This is a genomic window from Actinomadura fibrosa (assembly GCF_900659615.1).
Taxonomy (GTDB): domain Bacteria; phylum Actinomycetota; class Actinomycetes; order Streptosporangiales; family Streptosporangiaceae; genus Spirillospora; species Spirillospora fibrosa.
The window spans coordinates 31,071-51,475 of the sequence record NZ_CAACUY010000038.1; the positions used below are offsets into that span (position 1 = coordinate 31,071).

Genomic DNA, 20,405 nt, shown 5'->3' on the forward strand with positions numbered 1-20,405 from the left:
GACGTCCGAGAACGGGACGGCGCCGGCCGGCCACCCCGCGGCCGACCGGCGCCCAGAGTCACCGCCCAGATCCACCCCGCCCTAGTACGGGTTCTTGGCGGTGACGTCACGCGGGCTCATGCTGAACCCCTGCCAGTGCACCGGCATCGGGTCCTCGTCCTCGTCGCGCGGGACATGGTGGAAGTCCACGCCCACCCACAGCACCGGATCGGTGAGCGTCTGCCCGTCGACGAACTGGTCCACCCGCTTACGGCAGCCCCGCTGCTCGTTGCCCGCCGCCAGACGCTCGCACGCCTTGCGCTGCGTGACGTACACGTCCGACCGGGTGAACTGCTCCTCGGCCGAGGCCGGACCCCGGAACTGCGAACTGGCGATCCCGTCGACCTGCCAGGAGATCGGATGCCCGTCGGCGTTCCTGACCGTCGGGTCGACCACCCGCCAGAACCGGCTCGGCGACAACCGGGCCTCCGCCTCCTTGGTCAGCGTCTTGCGCCGGATCGTCCGCTTCAACGTCCCCTCGCCCGCGAAGTCGAACTGCTCGACCTTCTCGCCGCCCGGACCGGCCAGGTCGAAATCGGCCCGCCAGAAAGCGTTGTGCGAGTGGTTGGGGGAGTGCCGGGTGTTCCCGCGCCCGATCGGCCACCCGTGCTCGGGCCGGGTGTACCCGGAGACCAGCGAACCCGTCGCACCCAGCCGCGACGTGATCTGGCCGTCATCGGAGAACCGGTACTCCAGCACGTAGTTGTACCAGCCGACCTCGAACACCCCGAACAGCACCAGCTCCTGCGACTGCCGCTGCTTGTCCCGGCTCGGATCCGCATCGGTCTTCTTGTACCCGTAGCCGTGCCCCTGCGTCGCGACGCACACCATCCGCTGCCGATTGTGGGACCGGAGCTCCCCTCCAGGACACTCCCGCTGCGTGAGCGGCGCCGCCTCGTCCGAACCGAACGGCAGATCGAGATACCGCTCCGAATTGTCGTCGTACGGAACATGCACCTGTGCCAACGCCAGATCGCGCAGCACCGTGATCTGCCCGCCCCCGCGCGGGGTGTACCGGACATTGAGCACGCGCAGGCCCTCATCGCTGCGGATGTCCCAGCACAGCTGCCAGCGGGCCCCGTCCGGGAACCTCTTGTCCACCTTGTACTGGCCACTGCAATCGGCCGGCACCGCCGAACGCGCCGCCGCCCCGTCGGCAACGGCGGACGCCCCCGGCGCCGCTACAGCCACCGCGCACAGGACCGCACCGGCCACCACCAGCCCCCGGCCCCGCATGAACAACCCTCTGAGCATGATCGCCGCCTTACCGGTCGAGGACGTGGACACGCTGCCCGGACATGTCGATCACCAGACGGCTCGTGTCCAGCCACCCGCTGTCCGGCATCTTCAGGCTCACCGTGAGACAGCGCAGGCGTCCGCACTGCGCGACCTGCTCACCGCCCCCCGCCCCGGCCGCCTGCGCGGCACGGAACACCCGGCCCCGCACGTGCACCTCGTCGGCCGAGACCAGAGCACGCCCGGACGCGGCCTTGTACGCGGCGCGCAGCCCCGGTCCCAGCCGGGGATCGGCGAGGACCAGCTCCACCGCCCGCCGCAGCTCCTCACGGGCCGCCGGCGGCTGCGTGTTCCGGCTCCGCTCGGTCCCGACCACCCGCCCCGAGGCCAGGTCGATCTCGCTCGTCACCATCTCGTCGGTGCGGTAGTCGTACAGCCGCACCTCCGCCCTACGGGCCACGCCGTCCACATCGTCACGGCGATCGGCGCTGACGAACACCACCTGCGGCAACCCCGCCGCCTGCTGCGCCCTGGACTGCCCGGCGAGCGCTGCGGCCCGCGCCTTGTCCATCTCCTGATCGGTCAGCGGATCGAGCCCCACCCCCTGGACGGCCCTCACCTGCGCGTCCCGTCCCGCCCGAGCGGGCGGGGACGGGTCCAGCAGATGCCCGGCGCCCGCCAGGCCCACAGCGGCCCCCGTCACCGCGACCCCGATCCAGGCCACGGCACGCCGCCGTCCACGGCCCCCGCCGGATGCTCTCTTCCTCATCGTCGTCCGTGCCCCCTTCTGCTCCACCCTCGCGCCGCCCCCGGAGCGGACCACGACGAACCGCGAACGGCCCCAGTCGGCGGCGCGGCGTGCGCGGCCGGCACCAGGGCGAGCGAGACCGCGGCGGCCCTCTTTCTTCTTGTTGTCCGCACCGAAGACATCCGTTCCATGACCGCCCCGGCGATAGGCGCCCGGACGGGCTTGCGGATCTCACGCTCGCGGCGGCCAGAATTGAACACAACCCCCCATTTCCGCTGTTCAACGGCCTGCGCGACGAGGAACGCGAACCGACGGCAGACACCTGGTGAGCGCGTTGCCACCCGGGTGGCGGGGGAGGGGCGGCGATAGCGTCGGCCGTGGCTCACGACAGGACCGCGCGAACAGCGTGCGCGCCCTGGTACCACGACCTCACCGACCGACGCGATCGCGGCCCTGCCACCGCGGAGAGCACCGGGGGAGCACCCGCACATCTGATTGGCCGACACCTGCGTCCCGGCGTTCGAGCTGACCTGGCCGGTCGAGCCAGCTTGCGCGACCGCGCTCACATCACCGCCCGAGAGCGACCCTCGACGGCTGGCTAGCAGGGTGCGATATCCGCGGCAGGCCACCGAGCCGTGGACGCCGTCGCTGCCCCGTGGTCAGTCGCTGGAACGGGCATGCCGACGGAGGTCCGCAAACCACCCGTGCCCGAGATATGCATCTTCGTCCTTAACCAGACAGAATTCACCTTCTGTCTGGTTAAGGGCGTGATCGGCGCCTTCAAGCCGGATCGGCCGCCGCTCGAGGCGCCAGCTCAGCGCTTGGAGTCGGACGATGAGCTGCTGACCGACGATGAGGATCGGCTCCGGGCGGCGGCATCTCGAGCCGTCCGGGCGCGAGCTGGTGTCCGGTTCGCCGCAGACTCCGCGAGGACGTATCTGCCGTCGATGGCGCGGCCGTGTCGGCGAGCCTGCGCGCGGCGCACGGCTCGGCGAGGTCGAGGGTCGCGCGCACGGACGGCAGAGTGTCCGTTCTGCCCCTGCTTCTAACGGTCTCGTTGTTGGTCGATAATGTACATTATGTCAAGTTAGCTCGATCGCGGATCCGGTGTGGGCTCCTCGGTCATCGGGACGCCTGCCCCGCCCGGCCGTTCGAGTGTCAGGTGTTGGGTTGGGGCTCGGCGGTCAGGGTGCCCAGGAGCGTGAGGGCCGTGGCGGCGCGTTCGTCGGTGGGGCTCCACACGATCAGGGCCTGGTCGGGGTCGCCGGCTGGGCGCAGGGTCTCGTAGCGGATCTCCAGGTCGCCGACGGCGGGATGGTGCACGGTGAGCCGGCCGTTGCGTTTGTCGCGGACCTCGCCTGCGGCCCAGCGTCGGCGGAAGTCGGGGCTGGCCGCCGACAGTTCGTCGATGAGCGAGGTCAGGGCCGGGTCGCCGGGGTGGCGTGCGGCGTCGAAGCGCAGGTAGGCGACCACGTCGTCGGCTTTGCGCGACCAGGTCCGGTAGACGGTGGGTGCGGCGGGGTCGGTGAAGACGAGGCGGGCCATGTTGCGTTGCGCGGGGCGCAGCGCGGTGAAGTCGGCGAACAGCGCGGCGGCGAGCTGGTTCCAGGCCAGTACGTCGGTGCGGCGGCCCACGACGTAGGCGGGACGGTGGTGCAGCGCCGCGAGCACATCGGCCACGCCGTCGAGGACGCGTTGTGGCTTGGGGGCCGCGGTCCCCTCGGGGTGCGCGAGGCGTTTGAGGTAGGCGTGCTCGTCGGGGGTGAGACGCAACGCGCGTGCCACGGCGTCCAGGACCGAGTCCGAGACCTGCCGGGCCCGGCCCTGTTCCAGGTGGACGTAGTAGTCGACGCTCACTCCGGCGAGCCGTGCGACCTCTTCGCGGCGCAGCCCGGGGACGCGGCGGCGCCGGCCGTCGTCGCGGAGACCGACGTCGTCGGGGCGCAGGCGGGCTCGGCGCTCGCGCAGGAAGGCACGTAGCTCGGCACGGTGGTCCATGCCGTCCATCATGGCCGCGTGAGGGCCTGTCGGGACGTGCGCAGGGTGGTGCCGTTGGAACCAGGTTGGACGGCCCACTGCCTGAGTCGGCTCCCCCGCGGCACCGTGGTGGCGTGGCCGGACAGGGAGCCTCAGCGGGGCGCCGACGCGCGCTTCACGCCGGGCCCTCCCGGTCGCCGTCCATCTATCGAACGACACCCAGAAGGAAGAGGGGCATGTATCACATCGCCGTCTACTTCGACGTTCCCGCTGAACGGCGGCAGGAGTTCATCGAGGCCGCGCTGGCCGACGGCCGCGATTCGGGACGCGACGAGCCGGGCACGGTGAGGTTCGAGCTGATACGGGATGAGAGCGACCCGGGCCGCTTCTACCTCAACGAGGCCTACACCGACCAGGCCGCGTTCGCCGCCCATGCGGACGGGCCGCACTTCAAGCGGTTCTTCGACATCGTCGGGGAGTTCGCTGACGGGCCGCACTGGCTGATCAGGGGTGACCGCGTTCCGGACCCGCGGGTCCCCGGCGCCGCTCCCCTGACGGTCATCGCGCACTTCCGTGCCGTGCCCGGTCTGCGCGACCAGGTGCTGGCCGACCTGGCCGCGATGATCGAGCCGTCCCTGGCCGAGGAGGGCTGCCTGGGCTACCAGCCGTATCCCGATCCGGCCGATCCCGATCGGATCGTCCTGCTGGAGCGGTGGGTGGACCGCGCCGCCCTCGAGCATCACTTCGCCACGCCGCACTTCGCTGCTGTGGCGGCCAAGCTGGAGCGCAGCCTCGCCGAACCGTTCCGGCTCGAGCATCTGACCGAGGTCGAGCGGTAGTGCGCGGGCCGGGGTCACCGGGCCCCGGCCCGCCCGACTCGACGGCCGTCGGCAGAACTGCGGTGGCGCTGTCCCTGTTCGCGGGATGGCCGCGCGTGATCATGCTGCCTCTCCCCCGTCGTTGTGGGTGCCGGTGGTTATCGTGCTGGCCGTGATGGCGATCGAGTTGGCTCGTTTCACGATCCATGATGGGGCCGAGGAGCGGTTGGTGGCGGAGCGGCCGGCGATGGTGGACGCGCTGCGGCGGCGGTTCCCCGGGTGCCTGGCCGCCTATCTGACCAGGGAGGACGACGGTTCGTGGTTGGACGTGCTGGTGTGGCGCAGCCGGGCCGAGGCTGAGCGGGCCGCGCGGGAGGTGGGCTCGGTGCCGGAGTGCGCGGCGTGGTTCCGTCACATCGCCGAGTCGGGTGGCGTGCGGCATGTGGACGTCGTGGCCGCGTGGACGGCGGACGGCGCGGACGCGTAACCGGGCGAGGTCGGCGCGGTGGATGCCGCTCGCGATGTTGTGCGGGATGGCGGTGAGAAGCGGTCATGTCCTGTCCGCCTCTGTTGGGAGTGTTGCCGTGTGCCAGTCGACGACAGCAATCCGAAGGGTTCGGACACCATGACCGCTGTGACCTCTCCCACCGCTCCCCCGCCGGCTCTCGACGCCGAGCGGAGTGATCTGCTCGCTGCTCTGGCGGCCGCGCGGTCCGCGCTGACCGGGACCGTGAGCGGGCTCGACGACGGGCGGCTCGCCGAGCGTCCGACGGTGAGCGCGCTGTGCCTGGGCGGGCTGATCAAGCATGTCGCGTCGATGGAGGAGGCGTGGTCGCGGTTCGTCGTGGAGGGGCCGTCGGCGATGCGCTATGACCTGCCGGAGGGTGTGACGTGGGCCGATGTGGCGGCGGGGACGGCGCGTGAGGTGCCGCGGTGGATGATCGAGCATCAGGAGGAGTTCGGGATGCGGCCGGGTGAGTCGGGTGCCGGGATCCTCGCGCGTTATGAGCGGGTCGCGGTCCGTACTGAGGAGATCGTCGCGGCCGTGCCGGATCTGTCGGTGTCGCATCCGCTGCCTGAGGCGCCCTGGCACGAGCCGGGGACGGTGTGGAGTGCGCGGAGGGTGCTGATGCATCTGATCGCGGAGACGGCGGAGCATGCCGGGCACGCCGACATCCTGCGGGAGGCGCTGGACGGGCGGACGTCGGGCTGAGCGGTGCCGGGTCCGCCGGGATGGGGGTACTCCCCTGCCCCGGCGGACCCGTCTGGCGGGTGCTGGATGCGGCCGGAGCGGGGTCTGTGCTGCGGCCGGTGCTCAGCTCTCAGGTGTCGGGGTTCTCAGGTGTCGGGCCGGCTGGTTGCCAGGTCGGGGTGGTGCGGTGGTGGACGGTGCCGTCCGGGTCGAAGATCAGGTAGCGGTCGAAATCTTCGGCGAACCAGCGGTCGTGTGTCACGGCGAGGACGGTGCCCTGGTAGGCGGTCAGGCCGTCCTGGAGGGCTTGGGCGCTGGCGAGGTCGAGGTTGTCGGTCGGCTCGTCCAGCAGGAGGAGGGTGCAGCCGGACAGTTCCAGCAGCAGGATCTGCAGCCGTGCCTGCTGGCCACCGGACAGGGTGTGGAAGGGCTGGCGCCGTGCGGGTGCGAGTTCGTAGCGGGCGAGTGCGCGCATGGCGTCGTTGAGGGTGGTCCCGAAGCCGGTGGTGATGATCTCGTCGGGGGTGCGGTCGTGGAGGTCGGGGCGGGTGTGGGTCTGGGCGAAGTGGCCGGGGACGACGCGGGCGCCCAGCCGGGCCGTGCCGGTGTGGGGTACGGAGGACGGGTCGGCGAGGAGTTTGAGGAACTGTGATTTGCCGGTCCCGTTGGCGCCGAGGACGGCGATGCGTTCGCCGTACCAGGCTTCGAGGTCGAAGGGCTCGGTGAGGCCGGTGAGTTGGAGCCGTTCGCAGGTGACGGCGCGTTTGCCGGTGCGCCCGCCGCGCAGGCGGACGCGGATGTTCTGCTCGCGGGGCGGTGGTTCGGGTGGTCCGGCCTGCTCGAAGCGGGTCAGGCGGGTGCGGGCGGCCTGGTAGGAGGAGGCGAGGGCGTCGTTGGCGGCGGCGCGCCGGCGCAGTGTGTGGACGAGGCGGCGCAGCCGGGCGTGCTCGTCGTCCCAGCGGCGGCGGCGTTCGCCGAGGCGGGCGGCGCGGTCGCGGCGGGCGGCGGGGTAGGTGGTGAAGCCGCCGCCGTGGGTCCAGGTGGTGCCGGACTCGACGGTGATGATGCGGTCGGCGGTGCCGGCGAGCAGGCGGCGGTCGTGGGAGACGAGCAGCACGGTCTTGGTGGTGGCGTTGAGGCGTTCCTCCAGCCATTGCTTGCCGGGGATGTCGAGGTAGTTGTCGGGTTCGTCGAGGAGCAGGACGTCGTCGGGTCCGCGGAGGAGGGCCTCCAGCGTGAGGCGTTTCTGCTCGCCGCCGGACAGGGTGCCGGCGGGCCGGTCGCGGACCTGCTCGTAGGGCAGGCCGAGGGCGAGGGTGGTGCAGGCGTCCCAGACGACTTCGAGGTCGTAGCCGCCGGCGTCGGTGAAGTCGCCGATGGCCTGGGCGTAGGCGAGCTGGCTGTCGGGGGTGCCGGTCAGTGCGGCTTCGGCGCGTGCGAGCGCGTCGGTGGCCGTTCGGATCCGCGGTGGTGCGGCCGCTAGGAGGAGCTGGCGGACGGTGCGGTCCTCGGGGGTGAACTGGCGCATGACGCCGAGCCCGCCCGTGTGGGTGATCTTTCCTGCGGACGGGGCCAGTTCCCCGGCGATGAGCTTGAGCAGGGTCGTCTTGCCGCCGCCGTTGGGTCCGACGAGGGCGGCTTTCGTGCCCTGCCCCACGCGGAAGGACACCTCCCGCAGCAGGGGCCGTCCGTCGGGCAGCGCGTAGGCCAGGTCGCTGGCCTCGATGTGTCCCACACCCACTCCTGAACGCTGATCGAGTGACTGGAACGTTGGTCCGGTACTCGTTCACCGTACTAGAGTGGGCGCATGGGGACGAGCCGGGCGGGCGAGATCTGGTTGAGGGGGCCGCGGGGGCGGCGGGAGGCGCCGCCGCTGTCGCGGGAGCGCATCGTCGCCGAGGCGATCGCGCTCCTGGACGAGGAGGGCGCGGACCGGCTGACCATGCGGCGGCTGGCCGAGCGGCTCGGCACGGGCTCGACCACGCTGTACTGGCACGTGGACACCAAGGACGACGTGCTGGACCTGGCCCTCGACACGGTGTTCGCCGAGGCCGAGGTGCCGCCGGCGACCGGCGACTGGCGCGCCGACGTGACGGCAATGGTGGAGCGGTGGCGGGCGGTGATGCTGCGGCACCGATGGACCGGGACGCTGGTGGGCCGGCCGATGCTCGGCCCGAACGTCCTCGCGCGCACGGAGTTCCTGCACGCGGCGCTGCGGCGCGCCGGGCTGACGGGCGCGCCGCTGACCGCCGCCGCCTACGGGCTGTCCCATTTCGTGTTCGGGTCAGCGGTCAGCCAGCTGTCGTGGCAGGGGACGGACGAGTCGTCCGTCCGCGGCGCCGCCGACGCGATCCTCGCGGCGCGGCGCGAGACGTACCCGACGCTGGCGGCGCACGGGCATCCCAGTGACAACGACTGGGACGACGCGTTCCGCCGTGGCCTGGGGTATCTGCTCGACGGGATCCGCGCGAACGCCCTCGGGTAGCGGTCCCTGCCCGGCGGACCCGGCGGCGGAAGAGGCGTTGACCGCTCGGGCGCCGAGGCCGACCGGGGCGCTGGCCCCTCCCCCGGTGGGGGCGGCCGGTGGGAGGCGGGTCAGCGGGTGATGGTGTCGATGAAGGCGTGCAGGTTGGCGTTGACGCGGGCGATCTTCTCTTCGAGGGTGAGGGACTCGTCGAGGCCGCCGCCGGCGACGGTCTGCTTCTTGCCGCGGACGTAGAGGGAGCAGTCGAGGTCGCCGCACAGGTACTGGCCGACGGAGTTGCCCTGCCGGCCGGCCTCGCCGGTGCGGCGGGCGGTCATGAGGGTGACGCCGCCGCCGGTACGGGTGGTCAGGCACAGCGAGCACATGGTGCGGGCGGTGAAGCCGCGGGCGGTGCCGCGGCCGCCGCGCAGCGCGATGCCGGTGGGGCGGCCGCCGCGTTCGGCGACGAGGTAGGCGCGTTCGGGGGCGCCGGGATCTCGCCAGCCGAGGAAGTCCAGGTCGTCCCAGGGCAGGCCGGCGAGGTCCTTGGGCAGACCGAGGCGCTTGGCCTCGCCTTTGGAGCAGTTGAGGAAGCTGGTGCGGATGTCGTGCTCGGTGAGGGGTCTCATGTGCGGCGAGGCTAGTCTTCCTAATAGGCTTAGGCAAATACATTAAGGACTTAGGTTGTGGGGGTGGGGCATGGCGCGCGCGGGGGTGACCGTGGAGCGGCTGACCGTGGCGGCGGCGGAGCTGGCCGACGAGGTCGGCTTCGGCAACGTGACGGTCGCGGCGCTGGCGCGCCGGTTCGGGGTGAAGGAGGCGAGCCTGTACTCCCACATCCGCAACGCCCGGGATCTGCGGACGCGGGTGGCGCTGCTGGCGCTGGCCGAGCTCGCCGACGAGGTCGCCGCCGCGCTGGCCGGCAGGGCGGGCAAGGACGCGCTGGTGGCGTTCGCGGGCGCCTACCGCGACTACGCCAAGCGGCATCCGGGCCGGTACGCCGCCGGGCAGATGGAGCTGGACCCCGAGACGGCGGCGGCGAGCGCGGGCCCCCGGCACGCGGAGATGGCCCGGGCGATCCTGCGCGGCTACGACCTGGCCGAGCCGGACCAGACCGACGCGGTGCGGATGCTGGGGGCGGTGTTCCACGGCTATGTGAGCCTGGAGACGGCGGGCGGGTTCCGGCACCATCCGCGCGACGCCGACGCCTCCTGGGCCAGGTGCCTGGACGCCCTGGACAGCGCTCTGCGGAACTGGCCGCGGCCCTGACCGTCCGAGACCGCCCGGGGAACCCGCGCGACTCCCCCACGCGACTCCCCGGGTGACTCCCCCCGCGCGACTCTCCCGGGTGGCGTCGCCGGAGGTCCGCGGGACGCCTCGGCCGCGTGCTCGCCGGGCGGCTGCGGCGCGGCTGCGGCGTGGCCGGGTAACGCGGCTGGATAACGGGGTGCGGCGGGACGGGCGATGTGGTTGGGTGCGGGGCATGACGTGGCGATGTTGATGCTCCCCTGAACCGTCCGACGCGCCGGCTGAGACGCGGCTGGCGCGCCGCCTGTACGCCTACGCGTTCTTGCAGGACTTCATCGTCCTGTACCCGGTGTACGCGGCGCTGTTCGCCGACGCGGGGCTGTCCGCGGCGGCGATCTCGTCGCTGTTCGTGATCTGGTCGGTGGCGGGGTTCGCGCTGGAGCTGCCGTCGGGGGTGTGGGCGGACGCGTTCTCGCGGCGGCGGCTGCTGGTCGCCGCTCCCCTGCTGTCGGGCGCGGGTTTCGGGGCGTGGGCGGCGGTTCCGTCGTATCCGGTGTTCGCGGTGGGGTTCGTGCTGTGGGGTGCCGGGTCGGCGCTGCGGTCGGGGACGTTGCAGGCGCTGGTGTACGAGGAGCTGGCGCGGGCGGGCGCGGCGGCGTCCTATGCGCGGCTGGTGGGGCGTTCGGAGGCGGCGGGGCTGGCCGGGGTGGTCGCGGCGTCCGCGCTGGCGGCGCCGGTGCTGGCCGTCGGCGGGTACGCGGCGGCCGGGGTGCTGAGTGTCGCCGCGTGCGGGGCGTGCGCGGTGGCCGGGTGGCGCCTGCCCGAGTCGCCCCGCGTGACGTCCGGTGAGCCCGTGCGCGGGACGGGCGGCGTGGCGAGCACGGACGACGCTTCGGCGGGGGTGGGGGCGTCGCTGGCGGCGGTGGTGCGTGAGGGGTGGCGGCAGGTCCGGACCGGCCCGCGCCTGCGGCGGTCGCTGCTGGTGATGGTGGTGCTGACGGGCGTGGGCGCGCTGGACGAGTATGTTCCGCTGCTGGTCCGGGACGCCGGTGTAGCGGGGTCCTGGGGGCCGCTGCTGGTGCTGATGGTGGTCACGGGTGACGCGGTGGGCGGCTGGCTGTCGGGGCGCGGGGCGCGGTGGCCGGCGCCGGTGCTGGCGGTGGGCGCGGTGTGCCTGGCGGCGGGGTCGCTGGACGGCCGTCCGGGCGGGCTGGTGCTGGTGGCGGTCGCGTTCGGGGCGCTGCGCTGGTCGACGGCGGCGGCGGACGCCCGGTTGCAGGAGGGCATCTCGGACGGGGCGCGGGCGACGGTGACGTCGCTCGCGGGTCTCGGGTCGGAGGTCGTGGCGGTGCTGGTGTTCGCGGGATGGGGGCTGGGGTCGGCGTGGGCGGGCCCGGGCGTGCTGATGGCGGCGGCGTCCGTCCCGATCGCCGTCGTCGCCGTGGTCCTCGGAGCCACGCGGACGGGGCGGCGACCGGACGACCGGCGGCGCTGGCGAGCAGCCGGCGCTCACCCCGCCGCCGCTGACCGCTCCCCTGCCGATGAACGGCGGCGAGGTGGTGTGACCAGCATCGGGGCCCTCGGTGAGGCGCTGCGGCGGCGTCCGCGCAGTGAACGGCGGTAAGGGGCCGGGCGGGGAGCCGCGGCCCCGGCCGCCACCGCAGCGGCTCCGCACGGGCGCGGTGTGTCCCGGGGCGGGGTCAGGTCAGGGTTCGCAGTGCCTTCCCGATGATCGCGATGCCTTCGGTGATCGTGGACGGGGCCGTGGCGGCGTAGCCGAGGACGAGGCCGGGCCGGTGGGGGCGCTGAGCGTGCCAGGACAGCGGCTGGGTCTTCACCCCGTCCGCCAGGGCCCGCGCGGCGAGGCCGGTGTCGGAGAAGGTGGTGTCGGGGAAGGCGGTGTCGAAGGTGACGGTGAGGTGGAGTCCGGCGGCGGCGCCGTGCACGACCGCGCCCGGCAGGTGGGCGCGGATCGCGTCGATCATCGTGTCGCGGCGGTGCCGGTGGCGGCGGCGCAGGAACCGCAGCTGCCGTTCCAGCTCGCCGGAGTCCATGAGCCGGGCCAGCACCAGTTGCGGCAGGGCCGCGTTGCCGAGGTCGGCGAACCGCTTGGCGTCCACCAGCGCGTCCCGGTGCGCGGGCGGCGCGAGCATCCATCCGATCCGCAGGGCCGGTGCCAGCAGCTTGGACGTGCTGCCGGCGTAGAAGACCCGGTCGGGCAGGATCGAGCGGAGCGCGGCCACGGGCGGCCGGTCGTAGCGGTGCTCGGCGTCGTAGTCGTCCTCGACGACGAGGCCTCCGCCGGCGGCCCAGCGCGCCAGGTCGCGGCGCCGCCCGCCCGACAGCACGGCCCCGGTGGGGAACTGGTGCGCCGGGGTCAGCAGCACCGCGCCCGCCCCGGACGCGCGGAGCGCGTCGACGCGGATCCCGTCGGCGTCGACCGGCACGGGCGGGGTCCGCATCCCCCAGTGGGCGAGGTGCTGGCGGGCGCCGAGCGACCCGGGGTCCTCGACCGCGACCGCGGCGATCCCGTCCGCGCCGAGGACCCGGGCCGCCAGCGCGAGCGCCTGCGCGGTCCCGGCGACCACGACGACCTCGGCGGGGTCGGCGCGGATCCCGCGGTTGCGGGCCAGCCAGTTCGCCACGGCGGTGCGCAGCTCCGGCGTCCCCCGCGGGTCCCCGTACCCGAACGAGGGCGCCGCCAGGGACCCGGCCACGGACCGTTCGGCGCGCATCCACGCGGCCCGGGGGAACGCCGCCAGGTCGGGGACGCCCGGGGACAGGTCGATCCGCGCGGGCGCGGCCCGCAGCACGTCGAACACGTTACTGCCCGGCCCGCTCCCGAACGGCCCCTCCCCCGCCTCGCCCACGGCCGCGCCCGCATCGGCGGTCCCGTCGTTGCCGGGCGGGGGTGTCGGGGAGGGGGCGGCGACGACGATCGTGCCGGCGCGGCCGCGGCCGGTGAGGTGGCCGGCGTCGGTGAGCCGCTGGTAGGCCTCGGTGACCACACCGCGCGACACCCCCAGCTCGGCCGCGAGGACGCGGGTGGCGGGCAGGCGGGCGCCGACGGGGACGCGCCCGTCGGCGATCGCCTGCCGCAGGCGGGCGGTGAGCCAGTCCGCCAGGCCGCCGGGCGGGGCGTCGGCGGCGTCCAGCTGGAGGAAGTCCGAGCCCGCCGCCGTTATGGACCGATCGGAGCCGCCGCCATTGGACCTGTGCACCGGGCCATTGTCGCGCGACGGTAATCCCCATGACGACAGCGAACCCCCACGGCGGCTGCGTGCACGGGTACGTGCACGGGTACTCGGCGGACGAGGCGCGGCGGCTCGGCGACCAGGCCGACACCCTCGCCGGGCTGCTGCACGGCGGCACCGCCTACCCGCCCGGGTCCCGCGTGCTGGAGGTCGGCTGCGGGGTCTGCTTCGTGCTGGAGCATCTCGCCGATCCGGTGGCGGCGCTGGCCGCGCTGCGGCGCGTCCTGCGGCCCGGCGGCACCCTCACGGTGATCGAGGGCGACCACGGGTCGGCGTTCTTCCACCCCGACAGCGCCGACGCCCGCGCCGCGATCGGGCACCTGGTCCGGTTGCAGGCCGCGGCGGGCGGCGACGCGCTCATCGGCCGGCGCCTGCACCCGCTGCTGTCGGCCGCCGGGTACGCCGCGGTCCGCGTCCGCCCCCGCACCGTCTACGCCGACCGGACCCGTCCCGCGCTCGCCGAGGGCTTCACGCTGGACACCTTCACCGCCATGGTCGCGGCGGTCGGCGACGACGCGGTCGCCGCCGGGCTCACCAGGCGGGACGCCTTCGACCGCGGTGTCGCCGACCTGCGCCGGACGGCCCGCGCGGACGGGACCTTCCACTACACCTTCTTCAAGGCCGTCGCCGTCAACGACCCCGCAGGCCCGTCCTGACCGGTCGCCGAGGCCGGACCGCGCGGGGTCAGGCGCGGGACAGCTCGGTGCGCAGCAGGTCCAGCCCCATCGGGCCCAGGTCCAGCGCGCGGCGGTGGAACGCCTTCAGGTCGAACGCCGCGCCGTCCCGGCGGCGCGCCGCCTCACGCGCCTCCAGCCACACCCGCTCTCCGAGCTTGTAGGCGATCGCCTGCGCGGGCCGCCCGAGATACCGGTCGATCTCGAACGCCAGCGCCTCCTCCGGCTCGGGGCCGGTGTGCGCGCGCAGGAACTCAAGGCCCAGCTCCGGCGTCCACCGCTCCCCCTCGTGGAAGCCCGTCCCCGCCGGGATCCGCAACTGGAGGTGCAGGCCGATGTCCAGGACGACCCGCGCCGCGCGGAACTGCTGCCCGCCCGCCAGCATCCCCAGCTTGTGCGCGGGATCGCGGTAGTGGCCGAGCTCGTCCATCAGCCGCTCGGCGTACAGGCCCCACCCCTCGCAGTGGCCCGGGTACAGCTCGCCCGCCACCCGCTGGAACCGGTTCAGCCCGGCGTTCAGGACGGTCGCGCCGAGCTGCAGGTGGTGCCCCGGCACGCCCTCGTGGAACATCGTCCCCGGGACCGACCACGTCACGATGTCGGCGGCCGGGTCGCGGACCGTCCACCACACCGTGCCCGGACGCGACAGGTCCTCGGCCGGCGCCAGGTAGTAGATCCCGGACTCCACCGGCGGGATCCGGCAGTCGATGCGCCGCAGCGGGGCCGGGATGTCGAAGTGGACGCCGTCCAGGTCGTCGATCGCGCGGTCGGCGAGCTCCTGAAGGTACTCCCGGAACGCCCGCGCGCCGGTGACCCGGTAGGCGGGGTCGGCGTCCAGCGCGGCACGGACCGCCGCGACCGGCTCCCCCGGCAGGATCCGCTCGGCGGCCTCGTCCATCTCGGCCTCGATCCGCGCCAGCTCCTCAAAGCCCCACGCGTAGGTCTCCTCCAGGTCCAGCGTCGTCCCGAGGAAGTCCCGGACGCCCAGCCGGTACCGGTCGGGGCCCAGCGCGTCCCGCTCCGGCGCGTGCGGCGCCAGATCTCCGACCAGGAACGCGGCGAACTCCTCCAGCGCCTGCGCGGCCTCCGCCGCCGCCGACTCCAGCTCCCCCCGCAGCGCCGCATCGGCCCCCGCGTCCCCTCCGCCTCCGACAGAGCCGGCCGAGTCAACCGAGCCGGCCGGTCCGGTGTGGACGGCGTCGTACTTGGCGGGCAGGCTCATCAGATACGCGGGGATGTCCCGGCATTCGCGGGCGTTGCGGAGCACCTGCCGCCGCGCCGCCACCCGGCCACCGCCGCGCGCCGCCTCCAGGTCGGTCCGCAACCCCTCCAGAGCCCCCGGCAGCGCCCGCAGCCGCGACCGGACCGCGTCCCAGTCGGTGCCCGCCCCCTGGTCCAGCAGCTCCACCGCCGTGCGCAGCCGCTGCACCGGCCCGTCGGTGCTGTCCAGGAACCCTTCGTGGACGCGCGCCTCGTGCAGCGCCACATCCGTCTCCAGACGCTCGCGCAGCACCGCCGCCGCGACCCGGTCGGCATCGGACACGACCGCGACGTCACCGGACTCCAGCCGCGCCAGCGTCGCGCGCGCCAGGCCGGCGCGGGCGGCCCGGCCCTCCGGACCGTAGTCGGTGAGCCGCGCGTCCTGCCCCGCGATGCCCATCATCGCCGCCAGGCACGGATCCAGCGCGGCGAACTCGTCCACGTACCGGTCGGCGAGGTCATCCAGTGAGATCATCACCCCAGGCTACGGCCCCCGCCCCGAAAGCCGATCTTGAACCGGGCCACCTGCCCCCAGGCGGACGGCACGAGCAGGCCGAGCAGGCCGAGCAGGCCGAGCGGACTGGGCGGGCCGGGTCAGCGGGTCTCCGCCGCCAGCCTCACCCCGAGGCCCACCAGCACCACACCCGACACCTGGTCCAGCCGCCGCCGCACCGACGGGCGCTCCAGCGTCCGCCGAGCCGTGCCGACCAGCCACACCACCACCGTGTACCAGACCACGTCGATCAGCGCCCACAGCACCGAGAACAGCACCAGCGCCGCCGGCACCGACCACCCGTCCGGGACGAACTGCGGCAGGAACGACACCGCGAACACCCCCGCCTTCGGGTTCGCGAAGTTCGTCACCAGCCCGAGACGAAAGCACCGCCACGACGACACCCCGCCGCCCGCGCCCTCCCCATCTGCCGCACCCGCTGATTCACCCGAAGCCTCGGCCGGCGCGCCGGGCACCAGGTCCGGCCCAAGGTCCGGCGCCGCGTCCGCTGCCGCGCCGTGCGCGGACGAGCCGCGCCGCGCCGACCACAACGCGCGCACACCGAACCACACCAGCACCGCCGCGCCCACGATCCGCAGCCCGTCATACGCCAGCCGCGACGCCACCAGCAGCGCCGACAGCCCCGCGGCCGCCGCCAGCCCCCACGCCAGCACCCCCGCCTCGTTGCCCACGACCGTCGCCAGCCCCGCGCGGCGCCCCGCCCGCATCGACTGACGCATGATCACGACCGTGCTCGGACCCGGCGCCATCGAGATCAGCACCGCCGCGCCCGTGAAGGCGAGAAGACTCTCCAGCATCCGCCCATCCTGGCCACCCCGTTCCCGCCCCCGCAACGCCTTTACCGCGGGGCCAGGCAGGACGGCCGGCGGGCAGGGCTCAGAAGAGGGGAGCGCCGTCCGACGGCGCCGGAGTCGTCACCGGGCTCGACGGGGTCGGCAACGGCGACGGCGACACCGGAGTCCGCGTCGGCGCCGGAGTCGACGGGGTCGGCTCCGGCGGCGGAGGCGGCGGCTCCTTCACCCGCGGCTGGCACGCGAACAGCACACCCATCAGCAACGCCAGCACCACCAGCGCCGCCGCCAGCGTCAGCAGCGTCGTCACCAGGCTCCGCTCCGGCGGGCGCTCCACCACGCCCGGAGCCGCCGGACCCGGCACCGGCGACGCCACCGGACGCGCCAGCGCCGGCTCACCCGACCCCAGCCAGTACGGCTGGAACTGCGGACCGCGGCGCCGCCCCCACCGGCCCCGCCCCGTCCCCTCCAGCAGCACCGACGCAAGGAAGCGCTCCGCACCCGCCCGATCCGGCTCGTACACCGTCGCCACCCACGGCGCCGGCCCGTCCGGATGCGCCGCCAGCACCGGCGCCGCCCCGTCCGATCCGCCCCGGCCCGCACCTCCGGGTCCGAAACCTCCAGGTCCGGCCGCACCGGGCCCGGCGCCCGGACGGCCCGACGCGACCCGTCCCGCACCCGGCACCGCCGCGTTGATCGCCGCGCGGAACCGATCCCGCGCCGCCGCGTCCCCCGCCGCACCGCGGTTCAGCACCGCCACACTCGCACGCCGCCCCGCACCGTCCACCCCGAGGAAAACGATCCCCGCCGGCGTCTCCGACAGACGAGCCGACAAACGGAACGGCCCCAGCTGCAGCGGATCCCCCGGGGGCAACGGCCTCGACATGGCCGCCACACTAACAACCGCACCCCGCCACCACGCCCCGCGCCTCACCCGCTACCCCGCCCGGCGACCCCCCGGCGCCGTACTCCCCCGCCAGCGCCCACCCCACCGGCCGCACCACCCGAAACACCCCGCCCACCACGCAGGGATCCCGCACGAACGGGTACAAGTGATCGCGTAGGGTCAGAAGGCGCCGGCCCGCACCCGCACCACGACGTCCACCCGCAGGACAGTGAGGGACTCCCACATGACCATCGCCGCCCACGACGTCGACGAGGCCGCGGCCCTGCTCCAGAACACCGTCGCCGAGGTCAAGAAGGTCATCGTCGGCCAGGACCACATGGTCGAGCGCATGGTCGTCGCCCTCCTCGCCCGCGGCCACTGCCTCATCGAAGGCGTCCCCGGCGTCGCCAAGACCCTCGCCGTCGACACCCTCGCCCGCGTCGTCGGCGGCACCTTCGCCCGCCTCCAGTTCACCCCCGACCTCGTCCCCTCCGACATCGTCGGCACCCGCATCTACCACCCCTCCACCGAGCAGTTCGACGTCGAACTCGGCCCCGTCTTCGTCAACTTCGTCCTCGCCGACGAGATCAACCGCGCCCCCGCCAAGGTCCAGTCCGCCCTCCTGGAGGTCATGGCCGAACGCCAGGTCTCCCTCGGCGGCAACACCTACCCCCTCCCCCGCCCCTTCATCGTCCTCGCCACCCAGAACCCCATCGAGTCCGAAGGCGTCTACCCCCTCCCCGAAGCCCAGCGCGACCGCTTCCTCATGAAGATCGACGTCCACCACCCCGGCGCCCACGAGGAACTCCAGATCCTCCAGCGCATGAGCGTCGACCCCCCCGAGGCCACCCGCCTCCTCGACACCGAGCGCCTCGCCGGCCTCCAGCGCGCCGCCGAAGAGGTCTCCGTCCACGAACTCGTCGCCGACTACATCGTCCGGCTCGTCATGGCCACCCGCGAACCCGAGCAGTACCGCCTCCCCGACCTGCGCCCCGTCATCGACATCGGCGCCAGCCCCCGCGCCACCCTCGGCCTCGTCGCCGCCGCCCGCGCCCTCGCCCTGCTCTCCGGCCGCGACTACGTCCTGCCCGACGACGTCCGCGCCGTCGCCCGCGACGTCATCGCCCACCGCCTCGTCCTCACCTTCGACGCCCTCGCCGACGGCGTCGACACCGGCGACGTCGTCGCGCAGATCCTCACCGCCGTCCCCCCGCCCCGCGTCGTGTGGAACCACGGCGCCGCCGCGGTGACCACCCCATGAGCCCCCGCTCCGGCCCCCGCCCCAGCGGCAAACTCGCCGAACTCGCCCCCGAGCGGACCCTGCGCCGCCTCGAACTCCAGGTCACCCGCCGCCTCGACGGCCTCCTCAACGGCGAGCACCTCGGCCTGCTCCCCGGCCCCGGCACCGAACTCGCCGAAGCCCGCCTCTACCAGCCCGGCGAGGACGACGTCCGCCACATGGACTGGGCCGTCACCGCCCGCACCACCACCCCCCACGTCCGCGACCTCATCGCCGACCACGAACTCGAAGCCTGGGCCCTCATCGACCTCACCCCCAGCATGGACTTCGGCACCGGCACCCTCGTCAAACGCGACCTCGCCGTCGCCGCCCTCGCCGCCGTCGGCTTCCTCACCGTCCGCCTCGGCGACCGCGCCGGCGCCTACCTCCTGCACCGCGACGGCCTGCGCCGCTGGCCCGCCCGCACCGGCAAGGCCGCCCTCTACGCCCTCCTCCAAGCCGTCCTGGACGCACGCCCCGACAGCGACCCCGACGGCGACCCCAAGCGCGCCAACCGAGGCGGCACCGCCATGACCGGAGCCGCCGCCGGGCTCTCCCGCGCCACCCCCCGCCACGCCCCCCACGGCGACCTCGCCGCCGCCATCACCTCCCTCGACCGCGGCCAGACCCGCCGCGGCCTCCGCGTGATCATCTCCGACTTCCTCGCCCCCCTCGACGACGCCCCCGGCGACCCCCGCCACGACCCGCGCTCCGGCGACCAGCCGCCCTGGGAACGCCCCCTGCGCCGCCTCGCCGCCCGCCACCAGGTCCTCGCCATCGAGATCATCGATCCCCGCGAACTCGACCTCCCCGACATCGGCCTCATCGAGATGACCGACCCCGAGACCGGCACCGTCCACGAGATCGTCCTGAACCGCCGCGTCCGCGAACGCTACGCCGCCGCCGCGGCCGCCCAACGCGACCGCACCAGCGCCGCCCTGCGCCGCAGCGGCGCCCACCACCTCGTCCTGCGCACCGACCGCGACTGGATCACCGACATCGCCCGCTTCGCCCTCCGCCAGCGCCGCGCCGCCGGACGGCCCGTCAGCACCGGGAGCGCGCGCCCATGACCTTCCTGTCACCCGACCGGCTCTGGCTCCTGGTCCTCGCGCCGCTCCTCGCCGCCGCCTACGTCCTGCTCCAGATGCGCCGCCGCCAGTACGCCGTCCGCTTCACCAACCTCGCCCTGCTCTCCCAGATCGCCCCCCGGCGCCCCGGCTGGCGCCGCCACGTCGCCGCCGCCCTCTTCCTCATCATGATCGTCCTCATGATGATCGGATTCGCGCGCCCCGCGTCCTCGGTCAAGGTCCCCCGCGACCGCGCCACCATCATGGTCGCCGTCGACGTCTCCCTGTCCATGATGGCCAGGGACGTCACCCCCACCCGCTTCGACGCCGCCAAGAGCGCCGCCAAGAAGTTCATCCGCGAGCTCCCCGCCCGCTTCAACGTCGGCGTCGTCTCCTTCGCCGGCAACGCCAACCTCGTCGCCGCCCCCTCCGCCGACCGCGACGCCGCCATCGCCTCCCTCGACCAGCTCGTCCTCGCCAAGCGCACCGCCATCGGCGAAGCCGTCTTCACCTCCCTGCAAGGCGTCCGCTCCTTCGACGCCCAGGCCAGCCAGGACCCGCCGCCCGCCCACATCGTCCTGCTCTCCGACGGCGACAACACCACCGGACGCTCCGTCCAGGAGGCCATCGACGCCTCCCGCAGCGCCCACATCCCCGTCTCCACCATCGCCTTCGGCACCCCCTACGGCACCGTCGACATCGAAGGCGAGACCACCAGCGTCTCGGTCAACAAGGAGACCCTCAAGAACCTCGCCGACAGCACCGAGGGCAAGGCCTACGAGGCCGCCGACGCCGACCAGCTCGGCGAGGTGTACGCCAACATCGGCAGCTCCCTCGGCTTCAAGATCGAGCACCGCGACATCGCCGCCCGGTACACCGGCATCGCGCTGCTGTTCGCCCTCGCCGCCGGCGGCGTGTCCCTCGCCTGGTTCTCCCGCCTCCCCTGACCCGCGGCACC

At 74.0% G+C, this 20,405-nt stretch carries 19 protein-coding genes; 10 read left to right on the forward strand and 9 right to left on the reverse strand.

Features of this window, described 5'->3' with window-relative positions; all coding sequences use genetic code 11:
- Positions 1 to 81: 81 nt before the first annotated feature.
- From E1300_RS16050 to E1300_RS16060, 3 genes are all read right to left on the reverse strand, one after another.
- Positions 82 to 1,293 carry a copper amine oxidase gene (locus tag E1300_RS16050; RefSeq protein WP_131757799.1) on the reverse strand — a complete coding sequence of 404 codons (1,212 nt, stop codon included), beginning with the start codon at positions 1,291 to 1,293 and terminating at the stop codon, positions 82 to 84.
- 10 nt (positions 1,294 to 1,303) lie between these two features.
- Entirely contained in the window at positions 1,304 to 1,999 is a 696-nt protein-coding gene (locus tag E1300_RS16055; RefSeq protein WP_131757800.1) for a hypothetical protein, read from the reverse strand.
- A gap of 1,182 nt (positions 2,000 to 3,181) precedes the next feature.
- Entirely contained in the window at positions 3,182 to 4,021 is an 840-nt protein-coding gene (locus E1300_RS16060; RefSeq protein WP_242619176.1) for a helix-turn-helix domain-containing protein, read from the reverse strand.
- Between the two features lie 215 nt (positions 4,022 to 4,236).
- Here E1300_RS16060 and E1300_RS51575 point away from each other — a divergent pair, with 215 nt between their 5' ends.
- The 3 genes from E1300_RS51575 to E1300_RS16080 all read left to right on the forward strand — a co-directional run bounded on the left by E1300_RS51575 (position 4,237) and on the right by E1300_RS16080 (position 6,031).
- A complete protein-coding gene (locus E1300_RS51575; protein ID WP_207399768.1) occupies positions 4,237 to 4,839 on the forward strand; it encodes a putative quinol monooxygenase in 603 nt (200 codons plus the stop codon).
- 154 nt (positions 4,840 to 4,993) lie between these two features.
- Positions 4,994 to 5,305 carry an antibiotic biosynthesis monooxygenase gene (locus E1300_RS16075; protein WP_242619180.1) on the forward strand — a complete coding sequence of 104 codons (312 nt, stop codon included), beginning with the start codon at positions 4,994 to 4,996 and terminating at the stop codon, positions 5,303 to 5,305.
- Positions 5,306 to 5,443: 138 nt separating this feature from the next.
- On the forward strand, positions 5,444 to 6,031 hold the full coding sequence (locus tag E1300_RS16080; RefSeq protein ID WP_131757802.1) for a DinB family protein: 588 nt from the start codon (positions 5,444 to 5,446) through the stop codon (positions 6,029 to 6,031).
- Positions 6,032 to 6,140: 109 nt separating this feature from the next.
- Here the strand turns inward: E1300_RS16080 and E1300_RS16085 are convergent, their stop codons facing one another.
- The gene (locus tag E1300_RS16085) at positions 6,141 to 7,745 is read right to left on the reverse strand and encodes an ABC-F family ATP-binding cassette domain-containing protein (protein ID WP_131757803.1); all 1,605 of its coding nucleotides are present in this window, start codon (positions 7,743 to 7,745) and stop codon (positions 6,141 to 6,143) included.
- A 72-nt stretch (positions 7,746 to 7,817) separates the two neighbouring features.
- On the opposite strand from E1300_RS16085, the gene E1300_RS16090 reads away from it, so the two are divergent.
- Positions 7,818 to 8,495 carry a TetR/AcrR family transcriptional regulator gene (locus tag E1300_RS16090; RefSeq protein ID WP_131757804.1) on the forward strand — a complete coding sequence of 226 codons (678 nt, stop codon included), beginning with the start codon at positions 7,818 to 7,820 and terminating at the stop codon, positions 8,493 to 8,495.
- A gap of 110 nt (positions 8,496 to 8,605) precedes the next feature.
- Here E1300_RS16090 and E1300_RS16095 read toward each other — a convergent pair whose 3' ends face one another.
- Positions 8,606 to 9,103: an FBP domain-containing protein gene (locus E1300_RS16095; RefSeq protein WP_131757805.1), complete on the reverse strand. Its 498-nt coding sequence runs from the start codon at positions 9,101 to 9,103 to the stop codon at positions 8,606 to 8,608.
- A gap of 70 nt (positions 9,104 to 9,173) precedes the next feature.
- On the opposite strand from E1300_RS16095, the gene E1300_RS16100 reads away from it, so the two are divergent.
- Together E1300_RS16100 and E1300_RS16105 are read left to right on the forward strand one after the other, a co-directional pair.
- Positions 9,174 to 9,743: a TetR/AcrR family transcriptional regulator gene (locus E1300_RS16100; RefSeq protein ID WP_131757806.1), complete on the forward strand. Its 570-nt coding sequence runs from the start codon at positions 9,174 to 9,176 to the stop codon at positions 9,741 to 9,743.
- 301 nt (positions 9,744 to 10,044) lie between these two features.
- A complete protein-coding gene (locus E1300_RS16105; protein WP_242619177.1) occupies positions 10,045 to 11,346 on the forward strand; it encodes an MFS transporter in 1,302 nt (433 codons plus the stop codon).
- A gap of 76 nt (positions 11,347 to 11,422) precedes the next feature.
- Here E1300_RS16105 and pdxR read toward each other — a convergent pair whose 3' ends face one another.
- Positions 11,423 to 12,943 (reverse strand): MocR-like pyridoxine biosynthesis transcription factor PdxR, encoded by a 1,521-nt coding sequence (gene pdxR, locus E1300_RS16110; RefSeq protein ID WP_207399769.1) that lies wholly within the window; start codon positions 12,941 to 12,943, stop codon positions 11,423 to 11,425.
- 29 nt (positions 12,944 to 12,972) lie between these two features.
- Between pdxR and E1300_RS16115 the strand changes: the two genes are divergently transcribed.
- Complete coding sequence (locus tag E1300_RS16115) at positions 12,973 to 13,632, forward strand: methyltransferase domain-containing protein (protein WP_131757808.1); 660 nt, start codon at positions 12,973 to 12,975, stop codon at positions 13,630 to 13,632.
- A 28-nt stretch (positions 13,633 to 13,660) separates the two neighbouring features.
- Here the strand turns inward: E1300_RS16115 and E1300_RS16120 are convergent, their stop codons facing one another.
- The 3 genes from E1300_RS16120 to E1300_RS16130 form a co-directional block, all read right to left on the reverse strand.
- Positions 13,661 to 15,385 (reverse strand): DUF885 domain-containing protein, encoded by a 1,725-nt coding sequence (locus tag E1300_RS16120; RefSeq protein ID WP_131757809.1) that lies wholly within the window; start codon positions 15,383 to 15,385, stop codon positions 13,661 to 13,663.
- Positions 15,386 to 15,504: 119 nt separating this feature from the next.
- Positions 15,505 to 16,221, reverse strand: a complete 717-nt coding sequence (locus E1300_RS16125; protein ID WP_131757810.1) for a LysE family translocator — start codon at positions 16,219 to 16,221, stop codon at positions 15,505 to 15,507.
- A gap of 79 nt (positions 16,222 to 16,300) precedes the next feature.
- On the reverse strand, positions 16,301 to 16,975 hold the full coding sequence (locus E1300_RS16130) for a hypothetical protein (protein WP_242619178.1): 675 nt from the start codon (positions 16,973 to 16,975) through the stop codon (positions 16,301 to 16,303).
- Between the two features lie 370 nt (positions 16,976 to 17,345).
- Here E1300_RS16130 and E1300_RS16135 point away from each other — a divergent pair, with 370 nt between their 5' ends.
- From E1300_RS16135 to E1300_RS16145, 3 genes are read left to right on the forward strand one after another with little or no spacing between them, the layout of a single operon-like run.
- The gene (locus E1300_RS16135; RefSeq protein WP_131757812.1) at positions 17,346 to 18,362 is read left to right on the forward strand and encodes an AAA family ATPase; all 1,017 of its coding nucleotides are present in this window, start codon (positions 17,346 to 17,348) and stop codon (positions 18,360 to 18,362) included.
- A complete protein-coding gene (locus E1300_RS16140; RefSeq protein ID WP_131757813.1) occupies positions 18,359 to 19,450 on the forward strand; it encodes a DUF58 domain-containing protein in 1,092 nt (363 codons plus the stop codon). Before E1300_RS16135 ends, E1300_RS16140 begins: the two co-directional genes overlap by 4 nt.
- Complete coding sequence (locus tag E1300_RS16145) at positions 19,447 to 20,394, forward strand: VWA domain-containing protein (protein WP_131757814.1); 948 nt, start codon at positions 19,447 to 19,449, stop codon at positions 20,392 to 20,394. The genes E1300_RS16140 and E1300_RS16145 overlap by 4 nt, the downstream gene beginning before the upstream one ends.
- Positions 20,395 to 20,405: the final 11 nt, after the last annotated feature.